Consider the following 13616-nt stretch of genomic DNA (forward strand, 5'->3'; position numbering starts at 1 on the left):
TCACGACTGTGGAGTTGAAGATATCGAGCCGGTCTCAGGATGACGTCGCGGTGGTCACCGTGGGCGGTGAGATCGACCTGTACACGGCACCCCAGTTGCGCAGCGGCCTCCTGGAGGCCCTGGAGGACGGGGCACGGCGGTTGGTCATCGACATGTCGCGGACGGAGTTCTGCGACTCGACCGGTATCAGCGTGCTGCTGTCCGCGATGAAGCGCTCCCGCGACAAGGGGGGAGACCTGGAACTCGTGGCGCCCAAGGCGGCGGTCATGAAGGTCCTGGAGGTCACGGGGCTGCACGAGGTCTTCACCATCCACTCCGGGCTCGACGCGCTGCCGGTGGCGGCGGGGACCGGCACCGTCAAGTAGCCGTGGGCCAGGGGCAGACCGGCGACCCCGCGGGGATCGCCGTGGTGATCGCCGCCAAGGACGAGGCGGACAGGATCGGCGCGACCGTCCGCGCGGCGGGAGCGCTGCCGGGGGTGGACCTGGTCGTCGTGGTGGACGACGGGTCGACCGACCGCACCGCCGTCGTCGCGCGCGAGGCGGGCGCCCGCGTGTTCGCGCACGGACGCAACCGGGGCAAGGGCGCGGCCATGGAGACCGGAGCCGAGGGGGTTCTGGCGATCGAGGCCGCCGAGGCCGACCGCCCTCCACGCCACCTCCTGTTCCTCGACGCCGACCTCGGGGCGACGGCCGAGCGGGCGGAACCACTGGTCACCCCGGTCCTGGAGGGCCGGGCCGACATGACGATCGCCCTGTTCCCCGCCACCCGGATGCGCCTGGGCGGCCACGGTTTCGTGGTGCGGCTCGCACGCGGGGGCGTGCGCAGGGCCACCGGGTGGGAGCCCGAGCAGCCGCTCAACGGCCAGCGGTGCCTGACGCGGGCGGCGTTCGAGGCCGCCAGGCCGCTGGCGCCCGGCTTCGGTGTGGAGACCGGGCTGACCATCGACGTGCTGCGGGCGGGGCTGCGCGTGGTCGAGGTGGAGGTGCCCCTGGAGCACCGGGCCACCGGCACCGACCTGCGGGCGCAGGCGCACCGCGCGCGTCAGTTCGCGGACGTCGCCAGGGCGCTCGCCGTGCGCGAGTTCCGGCCGACCGTGCGGCGCCAGTGGGATCGGGCCCGGGTACGGGCACGTTCCACGAAGGGCGATCTTTCGCGAAAAGTCGGGCAAATTACTCGTGCGAATCGCCGCGAGTAGCCCCATCCGTGCGTTGTGTAGCGCTACGCTCGCGCTGTGTTCACTTCGATCCTGACTTCGATAGGCATGTTCGCGGGTGTGGGCGGGCTCGTCCTCGGCGGGTACGCGCTGGTCCGGACGCGCGAGATCAGCGGCGACGCCCGCGCGTTGGCCGACCGGGCGGTCTCGCTCAGCGCGTCCGGCATCGATCCGCGCGCCGTCCGCGACGTCGCGGTCCTCCACTACGACGCCCTGGAGGAGATGTCGGGCGCGCGCTCGTTCTCACTCGCGATGCTCAACAGCGACGGCGACGGCGTGGTGCTCACCTCGATCAACGGGCGGACCGAGTCCCGGACCTACGCCAAGGAGGTCACCCGGGGCGAGGCCGACTCGCTGCTCAGTCCGGAGGAGTACCGGGTGATCCGCTCGGCCCGCCTGGGCAACGGCGTCGGCGCGTCCGCCGTCGTCCCGGACGACGACGCGGCGGGCGGCGCCCAGGAGCCCGAGGAGGCCGCCGCCGACGCCCCGGACACCGGGGAGCGCCGGGCGGACGCGCACGGCGAGGAGGCCGCGGGCGCCGGCGCCGAGGAGTTCCCGGTGACCGTGATCAGGGTGGACGACGCGCGGGACGAGCGTGCGGAGCGGCCCGGGAACGAGGCCGTGTCCGACCCGGCGGGTGTGCCGGGCGGCGGGGCATGAGCGCACGTGACCCCGGCCGTATAGCCTGAACATCATGCCCAACCGTTACGCCTACCTCGGCCCCGAGGGCACGTTCACCGAAGCCGCGCTGCGCGACCTGCGTCCCGGCGCGCCCGACGGCGCCCGCGTCCCCTGCGAGGGGGTCGCCGCCGTCTTCGACGCGGTCCGGTCGGGCGCGGTCGACGGCGGCGTGGTGCCGTTGGAGAACTCGGTCGAGGGCAGCGTCACCGCGACCATCGCCGAGCTGATCAACGGCGACCCGCTGGTCATCACCGGAGAGACCGCCGTTCCGGTGGAGTTCGCGCTGTTCGCGCGGCCCGCGACGGCGCTGGAGGACGTCAAGCGGGTGGCGACCCACCCGCACGCCCTGGCCCAGTGCCGGGGATGGCTGTCGCGGCACCTGCCCGACGCCGACACGCACACCGTGTCCTCCACGGCCGCCGCCGCGCGGTCGGTGGCCGAGCCCGGCACGCCCTACGACGCCGCGATCTGCGCGGTGATCGCCGGGGAGCGCTACGGTCTGAACGCGCTGGCCACCGGGGTCGGCGACCGCTCCGACGCCGCCACCCGGTTCATCTACCTGTCGCGGCCCGGTACGCTGCCCGAGCCCACGGGGGCCGACCTGACCTCGCTGGTCGCGTTCATCGACGACGACCACCCCGGCGCTCTGATCGAGCTGCTCAACCAGTTCGCCGTACGGGGGGTCAACCTGACCCGGCTGGAGTCCCGTCCGACCGGCGACGGGCTGGGCGACTACTGCTTCTGCATCGACGCCGAGGGCCACGTGGCCGAGGCGCGGGTGGGCGAGGCGCTCATGGGCATCCGCCGGGTCTGCCGCGACGTGCGCTTCCTCGGCAGCTATCCGCGCAGCGGGCGCGCCACGGAGATCGACCCGCCGCTGCGGCCGCGGCCCACCACGGACGCGGACTTCGTCGAGGCGGAGCGGTGGCTGGCCCGCGTCCGCGCGGGGTACGTGGACTGACACGCCCTAGCCGTCCTCCGACCCGGATTCCCCGGAGGGTTCGAGGCGACCGGCGGGGGCGTCGTCGAGCGGCCACTCCTCCGCCGCGGCGCGGCGCAGCTCCAGGTGGAGGGCCAACCGCAGCGCGGTGTCCTCGGGCCGGGACGCGTCCAGGGCCGTCAGGGCCTCGCCGAGCTCCTCCGTCGTCATCTCGCTCAGTGGCTTCACGCAGTGCCTCCCCCGTGCCGGTGCGCCGACGGCCGCGCAAGCGCGCGTCGGACCTGTCATGGTGGGGGACGCCGCTCGCTCCCGGTTATGACGCGACCACGGGAAAAGGTGTCGGTGCCGGGTGGGTCGGGCGGTAACCTGCAAGACGTGATCGACCTTCGCGCTCTTCGAGAAGACCCCGAACGACTCCGTGCCTCGCAGCGGGCCCGCGGGGAGGACGCCTCCGTCGCCGACCGGCTGCTCGAACTGGACGCCAGTCGCCGATCGGCGCTCACCCGGTTCGAGTCCCTGCGGGCCGAGCAGAAGAGCGTGGGCAAGTCCGTCTCCAAGGCCTCCCCCGAGGAGCGCGAGGAGCTCCTGCGGCGGGCCAAGTCGCTGGCCGCCGAGGTCAAGGAGGCCGAGGCGGAGGCGGGTCGGCTCGCCGACGAGCTGGACGCCGTGCTCGCGCGTGTTCCCAACATCGTCCAGCCGGACGCCCCCGAGGGCGGCGTGGACGACTTCCGGGTGCTGGAGACCGTGGGCGAGCCGCGGAGCTTCGACTTCACCCCGCGCGACCACTTGGAGCTGGGCGAGATGCTCGGCGCCATCGACATGGAGCGCGGCGCCAAGGTCTCCGGGGCGCGGTTCTACTTCCTCACCGGCGTGGGCGCGCAGCTGGAGCTGGCGCTGCTCAACATGGCGATGAACCAGGCGGTCCAGGCGGGCTTCACCCCGATGATCCCGCCGGTCCTGGTCAAGCCCGAGACGATGGAGGGCACCGGCTTCCTCGGCGAGCACTCCGACGAGGTCTACCACCTGGACAACGACGACCTGTACCTGGTCGGCACCTCCGAGGTTCCGCTGGCCGGGTACCACGCCGGGGAGATCCTGCCCGCCGACGCCCTGCCGAACCGCTACATCGGGTGGTCGCCGTGCTTCCGCCGGGAGGCTGGCTCCTACGGCAAGGACACCCGCGGCATCATCCGGGTCCACCAGTTCAACAAGGTGGAGATGTTCGTCTACACGCACCCGGACCAGGCCGACGAGGAGCACCTGCGGCTGCTGGCCTGGGAGCGGGAGATGCTGGACAAGCTCGACCTGCCCTACCGCGTGGTGGACATCGCCGGGGGCGACCTCGGCACGAGCGCGGCGCGCAAGTACGACTGCGAGGCGTGGATCCCGACCCAGGAGACCTACCGCGAGCTCACCTCGACCTCGAACTGCACGGACTTCCAGTCCCGGCGGCTGAACGTGCGCTTCCGCGACGGCGGGGGCAAGCCGCGGTTCGCCGCCACGCTCAACGGCACGCTGGCGACCACGCGGTGGATCGTCGCGATCCTGGAGAACCACCAGCGCGAGGACGGCTCGGTCGTCGTTCCCGAGGCGCTCCGCCCCTACCTGGGCCGCGACGTCCTGGAGCCGGTGACCGCCCCGAGGAAGCGGTAGGACCGCGACGGCACACAGCACGGAGCCCGAACGACGTCCGTTCGGGCTCCGTTCGTGCGTGGGCGGGCTACAGGTAGGGGCCGCCCGCGGACATTCCGCCGTCCTCGCCCGGCCCGGCCGCGCCCTGGAGGCCGGAGACGCCCGGCGGCAGCGCCTTGCGCATGTTCTCCAGCTGGGCCCGGGCCGCCATCTGCTGGGCGAAGAGGGTCGTCTGGATCCCGTGGAACAGGCCCTCCAACCAGCCCACCAGCTGGGCCTGGGCGATCCGCAGCTCCGCGTCGCTGGGGGCGGCGCCGTCGGCGAACGGCAGGGTCAGGCGCTCCAGCTCGTCGATGAGCTCGGGGGCCAGGCCGTCCTCCAGCTCCTTGATGGAGGAGGTGTGGATCTCCTTGAGCCGGGCCCTGCTGGCCTCGTCGAGGGGAGCGGCCTTCACCTCGTCCAGGAGCTGGCGGATCATGCTGCCGATCCGCATCACCTTGGCGGGCTGTTCGACCATGTCGGTGAGGGTGCGGGGCTCCTCGTGGCCGTCGTCGCCCTCACCGTGCGGGTCGGCGCCCACCACCAGGATGTGGGGTTGCTCGTTGTGGTTGTCTGCGCTGGTCATCAGTCCCCTTGGGATGTCGTCGGCTGTCACAGGGTGAGCAGGATCTTGCCCGTGTGCGCACTCGATTCCATGACGCGATGCGCCTCCGCCGCGTTCCGCATCGGCATGGCGCGGTCGATGACGGGGCGGATGGCGCCCTTCTCTACCAACGGCCAGACCTCGTCCCGTACTCCCGTGACGATGGCCGACTTCGCCTCGACGGGCCGGGAGCGGAGCGCGGTCGCGTGCACCGAGAGGCGCTTGGCGAGCATGCGCCCGAGGTCGAGTTCCGCGGCGCGGCCGCCCATGAGACCGATGACGATCAGGCGTCCGTCGGTCCTGAGCGACCGCAGGTTGGCGTCCAGGTAGGAGCCGCCCATGATGTCGAGGACCACGTCGGCGCCGCCCTCGGCGCGCACGCGTTCGGCGAAGTCCTCGGAGCGGTAGTCGACGGTGATCTCGGCGCCCAGCACGCGGCAGGTGCGCAGTTTCTCCTCGCTGCCCGCGGTGACGGCCACCCGGGCGCCCAGGGCGCGGGCGAACTGGATCGCGAAGGTGCCGATCCCGCTTCCGCCGCCGTGCACGAGGAGCGTCTCCCCCGCCTTGAGGGCGCCCACCATCACCAGGTTGGACCACACGGTGCCGGCGACCTCGGGCAGGGCGGCCGCCTCGGCCAGGCCGACCCCCTTCGGCACGGGGAGCAGCTGGCCGACCGGGACGGCGACGCGTTCGGCGTAGCCGCCGCCGGAGAGCAGGGCGCACACCGGGTCGCCCACGGACCACCCGGAGTCCTCGGTTCCGGGGCCGAGCGCGGCCACCGTGCCCGAGCACTCCAGGCCCGGGTACTCGGAGGCGCCGGGCGGCGGCGGGTAGACGCCCTGGCGTTGGGCGACGTCGGCCCGGTTGACCGCGCTGGCGGACACGTCGACGAGGACCTCGCCCGGTCCCGCGACCGGGTCGGGAACCTCGGACCACGACAGGACCTCGGGGCCACCGGGCTCGGTGATGCGCATCGCGTACATGAGGCTGACAGTACCCAGTCCCGGGCGCCCACAGGTGCGGGGATCCGTGCGTTCACGTCCGCGACCGGGATGCTTTGCTCGGCGAGTGGGGGTATGAGTGGGACCGGGGGTGGTCCCGGTCACGTCCAGCGGGCCCCTCCGCCTCAGCACACCCCTTGACGCCCCTTGAGGAGAACTCTGGTGCCGCACCAGGAACAGAACGGCTCGGACAGGGAGACCGCTCCCGGCCCGGCCGCCCCCACCCCCCGGGAGCAGTGGTTCGGGGAGTTCGAGGGGGCGGCGCCACCGCCGCCGCCCTACGCCCGGCTGCCCGAGGACGCCCCGGCGCACGAGGACACTCCGGCGCCCGGGGAGGGGCCGGGTCCCGTGGCGGCCGTGGTCCCGGCCCCCGAGGACCGCGTCTCCGAGGACCGCGTCTCCGAGGCCGCGGAGCCGGAGGCGGAGCCGGCGGACCCCGACGGGCGCGCCGAGGCGGAACTCCCCGCGCCGCGTGAGCGCCCGCGGCGTCCGATCCGCCCCGGACGCGCGGACCAGGCCGCGCCCGATCCCCTGGCGCCGCGACTGCTCCGGCCCGATCCCGACGTGCCCGAACCCGAGCAGCTGCCGCCGCTGGAGGCCGAACGCGCCGACGCGCCACCGCCGGTGATCCCGGAACCGCCGACGATGCCCGGAGCCCCTGGGACACCCGACGCTCCTGCGGCGCCGGTGGAGGGTGCGGACCCGGACGGGGTCATCACGCCCTGGCGCCCGACCGGCCCCGAGCCGCCGCCCTCCCTCACCGGCCCGCGGGCGGCCGTCACCCCGCCCGTCCGGCAGCCCGCCCCGGACACCGGAGCCCGGCCCGCGGGCGAGAGCGGTGAGACGGCCGACTCGCTCAGCGCCGCCACGCTGGTCCGCAACCGTCGCCAGGGTCCGGCGGGGGGCTGGCGCAGGGCCGTGCACAGCGCCACCCTGGGCCTGGTCAACCCCGGGGAGTCGCCCCGCGTGCTGCGCCAGCGCGAACTCGTCGCCCGCGCGTGCACACCGGTCGCGTCGGGGCACCACCGCGTGGCGGTCCTCAGCCTCAAGGGCGGGGTCGGCAAGACCACCACCTCGGTCGCCCTCGGGGCCACCCTGGCCTCCCTGCGCGGGGACCGGGTGCTGGCCGTGGACGCCAACCCCGACCGGGGCACGCTCTCGGACAAGGTGCGGCTGGAGACCGCGGCCACGATTCGGGACCTGCTCAACGAACGCCACCTGGTGTCGCGCTACGCGGACATCCGCGGGTTCACCTCCCAGGCGCCCAGCCGGTTGGAGATCCTGGCCTCGGACCGGGACCCGGCGGTGTCGGAGGCGTTCAGCGAGGCGGACTACCGGGAGGTGGCCCGGATCGTCGAGCACTTCTACTCCATCTGCATCACCGACTGCGGCACGGGCCTGCTCCACTCCGCGATGCGCGGGGTGCTGGGTCTGGCCGATCAGGTGGTGCTGGTGAGCTCGGCGTCCGTGGACGGGGCGCGGAGCGCGAGCGCCACCCTCGACTGGCTGGAGGCGCACGGGTACGTGAACCTCGTCCGCGGGGCCGTCGTCGTGCTGTCGATGGTCCGGTCCAACAACAGGAGCAGCGTCGACCTCGGCCGGCTCGAGGCGCACTTCGCCGGACGGTGCCGCGCGGTCGTGCGGGTGCCGTGGGACGGGCACCTGGAGGAGGGGGCGGAGGTGGATCTGGAACAGCTCTCCCCGGCGACCAGGGACGCCTACCTGAACCTGGCGGCGGGCGTCGGGGAGGGCTTCGCCTCGCGGGGGTGAGGCGACCGGCGCGCGGTGGTCCCGGATTTCCCGGCCAGGGTCCCGACAATGAAGGAGGGGGGATGATCATGAGCGCAGAGGAACGCCCGTCGGCCGTCGTCGTCGGGGTGGACGGCACACCCGCGGCGCACGCTGCCCTGGAGTGGGCGGCGGAGGCGGCGGCACGGCGCGGCGCGCAACTGAGGATCGTGCACGGGATGGGCGAGCCCTCCGTGGTCGTGACGCACGGCTCTCCGGAGCGCCGCGCGGCGGCCGAGGAGGCGCTCGGGTACGCGCGGAACCTGTTGCAGGACGCCGCCGACCTCGTCCGCGGCACGCATCCGGGGGTGGACGTGGTGACCGTCCTGGCCGCGGAGGAGGCGCCGAGCGCGTTGATGGGCGAGGCGCGGCACAAGGACGTGATCGTGGTGGGCTCCAAGGGGATGGGCGCCGTGCGGGCGATCCTGCACGGGTCGGTGAGCGTGCGGGCGACGTCCGAGGCGCCCTGCCCGGTGGTGTTCGTGCCCGCGCACGAGGACGAACCGACTCCGCCCGAGGGGCCCGCGGAGCCCCGGGGGCGGATCGTCGTGGGCGTGGACGGGTCCGACTCCTCGCGCCGCGCGCTCCGGTTCGGTCTGCGGGAGGCACTGCTCGCCGACGCGTCCGTCCAGGTCGTCAACAGTTGGGAGGTGCCGCTGCCCGCGGACACCGCCGCCCTGGAGGCGGACGCGCGGGAGGCCCACGAGGAGGTCTTCGACCGGCAGTCGGAGGAGATCGTGGCCGGCGTGCTCGCGGAGGTGATCGACGACCGGACCGAGGACCTGGACATCAGCGCCGTGCGGATGCAGGCCGACCCGGTGGAGGCCCTCCTGGAGGCGGGCCGGGACGCGGACCTGATCGTGGTGGGCTCCCGGGGCCGCGGCGGGGTGCGCGGCCTGCTGCTGGGTTCGGTGAGCCAGGGGGTGCTGCACCACTCGCCCGTGCCGGTCGCGGTGCTGCCGCCGCACTCCGAGGACTCCTGACCCGCGCCGCTCCCGTGTCGGGGCGGCCCGCTCGGCGATGATGGGTGTCGAGGGGGGAACCATGGCAGACAAGGTGCGGCACCCACCGCAGGTCCTGGTGGGCGTGGACGGGTCGGACAACGCGCGTGCGGCGCTGGAGTGGGCGGCGGTCGAGGCCGGGCGCAGGGGGACGTCGCTGACCGTCCTCCACGCGTTGGGGATGCCCATGGTCGTGACGGCCTACGGCGGGCCGGTCCGCTTCTCGCCGACGGAGGAGATGTCGGGGCAGGCCGGGAAGGTGTTGGAGCGCGCGGCGGAGTACGCTCGGGCGCTCGCTCCGTCGGTGGCGGTGCGGACCCTGACGGCCCTGGAGGAGGCGCCGCTGGCGCTCATCCGGCAGGCCCGTCCGGGGGACCTGGTCGTGGTCGGCACGAGGGGCCTCGGAACCGTGGCGTCGATGTTCGCGGGTTCGGTCAGCGTGCGGTTGTCGGGACACGCGCCGTGCCCGGTCGTGGTGGTGCCGATGGGAGACGGGGCCAAGCCCGCGAGCACGGCCCTGGACCGGATCGTGGTCGGGGTCGACGGGTCCTCGAACGCGCGCCGGGCACTGCGGCTGGCGGTCGACCTGGCGCAGGAGAGCGACGGCGAGCTGGTCGTGGTCAACAGCTGGGAGGTGGCCTTCCCCTACGATCCCGTCTCCCTCACCGCCGCGGGGTACCAGCCGCAGGACGACGTGTTGGACCGCAAGTCGGAGGAGTTGGTGGCGGAGCTGTTGGCCGACGTCGTCGACGAGCAGCGCGAGGACGTGAACGTGCGGGTGAGCGTCGTGCGCACCCAGTCCACCGCGGTGGACGCGCTGGTGAGGGCGGCCGAGGGGGCGGACGCCATCGTGGTGGGATCGCGCGGCCGGGGGAGCGTGCGCGGTCTGCTGCTGGGTTCGGTGAGCCAGGGGGTGCTGCACCACTCGCCGGTTCCGGTGGTGGTGCTGCCCAAGCACGCGGAGGAGTACGTGTAGCGTCGCGGGTCGCCGAGGACGCCGACGGGGCGGCGTCCTCCGACACCGCGTCGGAGGGCGCCGCCCCGGGGCGGGACGGGTCACGGGGGGCGGCCGGCGCCGTCATGGCCCCTACTTCGGGTCGCGGTTGAACCTCGAGGTCGACCAGACGTAGCCGAGCACCGCCAGCCCGACGCACCAGGCGACCGCGAGCCACCCGTTGTGGCCGATCTCGCCGCCGAGCAGCAGGCCCCGCAGGGTCTCGATGGCGGGCGTGAACGGCTGGTACTCGGCGATCGGCCGGAACCAGCCGGGCATGGTCTCGACCGGGACGAAGGCGCTGGAGAAGAGCGGCAGCAGGATCAGCGGAAGCGCGTTGTTGCTGGCGGCCTCGGCGTTCGGGCTGACCAGGCCCATGCCGACCGCGATCCAGGTGAGCGCCGTGGCGAAGAGCACGAGGAGGCCGAACGCCGCGAGCCAGTCCAGCACGGTCGCGTCCGTGGACCGGAAGCCGATGGCCACCGCGACGGCGCCGACGAGGACGACGCTGACGATCGCCTGCAGAACGCTGCCGACGACGTGTCCGACGAGCACCGAACCGCGGTGGATCGCCATCGTGCGGAAGCGGGCGATGATGCCCTCGGTCATGTCGTTGGAGACGGACACCGCCGTCCCGACCAGGGTGCCGCCGATGGTCATCAGCAGGATCCCCGGGACGAGGTAGGCGATGTACGCGGAGCGGTCCGCGCCGCCGCCGCCGATGCCCGCGCTCATCACGTCACCGAAGAGGTAGACGAAGAGCAACAGCAGCATGACCGGGGTGAGCAGCAGGTTCAGGGTGAGGGACGGGTAGCGCCGGGCGTGCAGGAGGTTGCGGCGCAGCATCGTGGACGCGTCGCGGACGGCGAGGGAGAGGGGGTTCATCGGACGGTCTCCTCGGGCTGGTTCGGGGTGTCGGCACTGGCGGTCAGGGCGAAGAACACGTCGTCGAGGTCGGGGGTGTGCACGGTCAGCTCGTCCGCCTCGACGCCGGCGGAGTCCAGAGCGTCGAGGATGGCGCGCAGTGCGCGCTGGCTGCCGTCGCTGGGGATGTGCAGTGCCAGCGCCTCGTCGTCCCGGGTGACATCGCCGAACGCGGAGGCGGCGCCCTGGTACGCGCCCGGGTCGGTGAAGCGGAGTCGGACGTGTCCGCCGGGGATGAGCCGCTTGAGCTCCTCGGCGGTGCCCTGGGCGGCGATCCTCCCGTCGTTGAGCACGGCGATGCGGTCGGCGAGCTCGTCGGCCTCCTCCAGGTACTGGGTGGTGAGGAAGACGGTGACGCCCCCCGTGACGAGTCCGCGGATGATCTGCCACATGTTGTGCCGCGAACGCGGGTCGAGGCCGGTGGTCGGCTCGTCGAGGAAGATGATCCGCGGGTCCCCGACCAGGGTCATGGCGATGTCGAGGCGTCGCCTCATGCCGCCGGAGTAGGTGGAGGCGGGCTTCCTCGCGGCCTCGACCAGGTCGAACCGCTCCAGCAGTTCGGCGGCGGTGCGCCGTCCCTCGCGCCGGGACAGGTGGTGCAGGTCCGCCATGAGGAGCATGTTCTCCTCTCCGGTGATCAGGCCGTCGACGGCGGAGAACTGGCCGGTGACGCCGATCGCGGCGCGGACCGACTGGGGGTCGGCGGCCAGGTCGTGGCCGCCGACGCGGATGTCGCCGGTGCCCGGGTCGGGGGAGACGAGGGTGGAGAGGATCTTGACGGCGGTGGTCTTGCCGGCTCCGTTCGGGCCGAGCAGGGAGAAGACGGTCCCCTCGGGGACGGTCAGGTCGACGCCGTCGAGGACGACCTTGTCGCCGTAGGACTTGCGCAGCCCGTGCGCGGCGATGGCCAGGTCGGACATGGTGGGTGCTCTTTCCGAGGTCGGGGGCCGGAGGCCGCGGGCGGTGAACGTCCGCATCGCGCTCTCCTGCGCTCGTTGTTTCGAACACTGGAAACGCTACGTTGCATTCATCGATCTAGCAAGATGATCGTTGCGCAATATCTCTATATTGGCAGGTCAATGCGGGGAAAATGTTGCAATGGCTTCACTGTTAACGCAACGAAGCAGGGCCAGTGCGTTGCAATGTAGTGTGTGTGAACGCTAGGGCGGAGACGGCGACCCCACGCACCCCGCGCGGAGAGGCCGCGCGTCGCCCGGCTCGTCGACCGGGCGGCGGGCGCAACCCCTGGACGCGGCCCGTCGACAGGTCCTCGGAGGCCGGGAACGACGAAGGCCGGTGGTTCCCCGGCCCGAGTGCACCATGTGCGCACCGGACCCGGACCACCGGCCTTCGGTGTCTCCACCGCGAGTCTGCGACCTGCGTCGGCTCACGGTTTCGGCGGAGGGTGTGGGATTTGAACCCACGAAGCCCCGTCAAGGACTTGGTGCTTTTCAAGAGCACTGCACTCGGCCGCTATGCGAACCCTCCTGGGGGAGCCCTGGTCTCCGCCAGTCATGTTAGGGCATGCCCCGTCGATCCACACCCCCGATACGTTCGCGCCCCCGACGCCGGGAGCGCGGGCGTCGGGGGCGGCGCGGCTGGTGGGGTCAGCCGGTGAGGGACTCCCAGCGGCCGGCCAGGGCCGCGCGGCCGGTGTCGGTCAGGGAGCCGAGGACGTGCAGGCGGGCCATGCCGCCGTCGGGGAAGACGTCCGTGCGGACGTGGGTCGCGGTGACCGGGGAGTCGAGCAGGAACCGGTGGGCGCTGTCCGGCTGGAGCCTGGTGCGGCCCACGATCTCGAACCACGCGTCCGGGTCGGTCTGCGCGTCACAGCCGAGGACGGTCACCCACCCGGCGGAGTTGCCCTTCAGGTAGGCGGTGTCCAGCTCGATGGCGCGGACCGAGGCCTGCGCGGTGAGCCGGAAGCGCACCCAGTCGTTCTCCTTGTCCCGGCGGCGCCGGTTCTCCCAGCCGTCGTCCATCTTCGCCGAGCGGCCCGGAGCGATGATGTTCTCCGGCGGCGAGTAGAAGCGGTCCGAGGCGTCCTCGACCAGACCGCCGTTGACCAGCGCCGCCACGTCGAAGCTGTCCAGCGCCGCGAGCCAGGCGGGGTCGGCGACCGGCTCGCCGTACACGCGCAGGCGGGCCACACCGCCGTCGGGGAACTGCCTGAGGCGCAGGTGCGTCCAGCGGCGCTCCCGGGTGACCTCGAAGTCGTTCGCGGCGTGCCCGTACACGGGGGTGCGGGGGACGATCTCGGTCCACTCGGCGGCGAGCAGCTCCTCGGTGGAGGGCGTGCCGCTCAGGTGGGCGGCCTCGACGCTGATCTCGGTGGGGTGGTTGCCGCGGAAGTGCGCGGTGTCCACGACCAGTCCGCGAACGACGCCGGGCAGGCCGAGGCGGACCAGGGCCCAGTCGTGGTCGTCGCCGGTGGGGTGCGGCTGCTCGGCGCTCACACCGCGGCGGCGGCGGGTCTCCCAGCCGTCCATGACCTTGCCCTTGTGGCCGAAGGCCTCGGGGTCGAACACGGCGGGCCCGGGCTTGAGCAGGTTCTCCCGTTCGGCGAAGAACTCGTCGTTGGCGGCGACGACACCGCCCCCCAGTCGGCGATCGGCGAGGTCGACGAGGGTGGAGAAGTCGCGCTTGGCGGCACGGTAGTCCGCGTACGGGTCCCCTCCCTGGTACGGCTGGGCGTTGAAGGCGCGCGGATCGAAGGGGGCGGGTGCGGTCACGTCTCTCCCGAGGGCCGGTGTCTGTGGGCACCTTCAGACTCGCAGGAGAAATCGGTCACGTCCA

The 13616-nt window shown here is 73.0% G+C and carries 14 protein-coding genes and 1 tRNA gene; 8 read left to right on the forward strand and 7 right to left on the reverse strand.

The genetic code is table 11. From position 1 onward, the window contains the following. Positions 1 to 8 precede the first annotated feature (8 nt). From ACIBFB_RS25285 to pheA, 4 genes are read left to right on the forward strand one after another with little or no spacing between them, the layout of a single operon-like run. On the forward strand, positions 9 to 365 hold the full coding sequence (locus ACIBFB_RS25285; protein WP_397234284.1) for an STAS domain-containing protein: 357 nt from the start codon (positions 9 to 11) through the stop codon (positions 363 to 365). A 2-nt stretch (positions 366 to 367) separates the two neighbouring features. Then, positions 368 to 1198, forward strand: coding sequence for a glycosyltransferase family 2 protein (locus tag ACIBFB_RS25290; RefSeq protein ID WP_397234286.1), 831 nt, complete (start codon positions 368 to 370; stop codon positions 1196 to 1198). A 36-nt stretch (positions 1199 to 1234) separates the two neighbouring features. Continuing rightward, a complete protein-coding gene (locus tag ACIBFB_RS25295; protein WP_397234288.1) occupies positions 1235 to 1876 on the forward strand; it encodes a DUF4446 family protein in 642 nt (213 codons plus the stop codon). A gap of 34 nt (positions 1877 to 1910) precedes the next feature. Beyond that, positions 1911 to 2858 carry a prephenate dehydratase gene (pheA, locus tag ACIBFB_RS25300; protein WP_397234290.1) on the forward strand — a complete coding sequence of 316 codons (948 nt, stop codon included), beginning with the start codon at positions 1911 to 1913 and terminating at the stop codon, positions 2856 to 2858. Positions 2859 to 2864: 6 nt separating this feature from the next. Here pheA and ACIBFB_RS25305 read toward each other — a convergent pair whose 3' ends face one another. After that, positions 2865 to 3065, reverse strand: a complete 201-nt coding sequence (locus tag ACIBFB_RS25305) for a hypothetical protein (RefSeq protein ID WP_397234292.1) — start codon at positions 3063 to 3065, stop codon at positions 2865 to 2867. A gap of 147 nt (positions 3066 to 3212) precedes the next feature. Between ACIBFB_RS25305 and serS the strand changes: the two genes are divergently transcribed. Then, positions 3213 to 4490 (forward strand): serine--tRNA ligase, encoded by a 1278-nt coding sequence (gene serS / locus ACIBFB_RS25310; protein WP_397234294.1) that lies wholly within the window; start codon positions 3213 to 3215, stop codon positions 4488 to 4490. Between the two features lie 67 nt (positions 4491 to 4557). On the opposite strand, the gene ACIBFB_RS25315 is transcribed toward serS, so the two are convergent. Further along, positions 4558 to 5094, reverse strand: a complete 537-nt coding sequence (locus ACIBFB_RS25315) for a bacterial proteasome activator family protein (RefSeq protein ID WP_397234296.1) — start codon at positions 5092 to 5094, stop codon at positions 4558 to 4560. A 26-nt stretch (positions 5095 to 5120) separates the two neighbouring features. Then, positions 5121 to 6095: an NAD(P)H-quinone oxidoreductase gene (locus ACIBFB_RS25320; RefSeq protein ID WP_397234298.1), complete on the reverse strand. Its 975-nt coding sequence runs from the start codon at positions 6093 to 6095 to the stop codon at positions 5121 to 5123. A 180-nt stretch (positions 6096 to 6275) separates the two neighbouring features. On the opposite strand from ACIBFB_RS25320, the gene ACIBFB_RS25325 reads away from it, so the two are divergent. The 3 genes from ACIBFB_RS25325 (at position 6276) to ACIBFB_RS25335 (ending at position 9878) form a co-directional block, all read left to right on the forward strand. Beyond that, positions 6276 to 7883, forward strand: coding sequence for an AAA family ATPase (locus tag ACIBFB_RS25325; protein ID WP_397234300.1), 1608 nt, complete (start codon positions 6276 to 6278; stop codon positions 7881 to 7883). A 68-nt stretch (positions 7884 to 7951) separates the two neighbouring features. After that, a complete protein-coding gene (locus tag ACIBFB_RS25330; RefSeq protein WP_397234367.1) occupies positions 7952 to 8884 on the forward strand; it encodes a universal stress protein in 933 nt (310 codons plus the stop codon). A 61-nt stretch (positions 8885 to 8945) separates the two neighbouring features. After that, positions 8946 to 9878: a universal stress protein gene (locus tag ACIBFB_RS25335; RefSeq protein ID WP_397234302.1), complete on the forward strand. Its 933-nt coding sequence runs from the start codon at positions 8946 to 8948 to the stop codon at positions 9876 to 9878. Positions 9879 to 9989: 111 nt separating this feature from the next. Here ACIBFB_RS25335 and ACIBFB_RS25340 read toward each other — a convergent pair whose 3' ends face one another. The 4 genes from ACIBFB_RS25340 to alc all read right to left on the reverse strand — a co-directional run bounded on the left by ACIBFB_RS25340 (position 9990) and on the right by alc (position 13552). Further along, a complete protein-coding gene (locus ACIBFB_RS25340) occupies positions 9990 to 10781 on the reverse strand; it encodes an ABC transporter permease (protein WP_397234304.1) in 792 nt (263 codons plus the stop codon). Continuing rightward, a complete protein-coding gene (locus ACIBFB_RS25345) occupies positions 10778 to 11740 on the reverse strand; it encodes an ATP-binding cassette domain-containing protein (protein WP_397234306.1) in 963 nt (320 codons plus the stop codon). The genes ACIBFB_RS25340 and ACIBFB_RS25345 overlap by 4 nt, the downstream gene beginning before the upstream one ends. 479 nt (positions 11741 to 12219) lie before the next feature. Further along, positions 12220 to 12308, reverse strand: a tRNA-Ser gene (locus tag ACIBFB_RS25350). Between the two features lie 119 nt (positions 12309 to 12427). Then, complete coding sequence (alc, locus tag ACIBFB_RS25355; protein ID WP_397234308.1) at positions 12428 to 13552, reverse strand: allantoicase; 1125 nt, start codon at positions 13550 to 13552, stop codon at positions 12428 to 12430. Between the last annotated feature and the right edge of the window lie 64 nt (positions 13553 to 13616).

The organism is Nocardiopsis sp. NPDC050513, assembly GCF_044457925.1.
Lineage (GTDB): Bacteria > Actinomycetota > Actinomycetes > Streptosporangiales > Streptosporangiaceae > Nocardiopsis.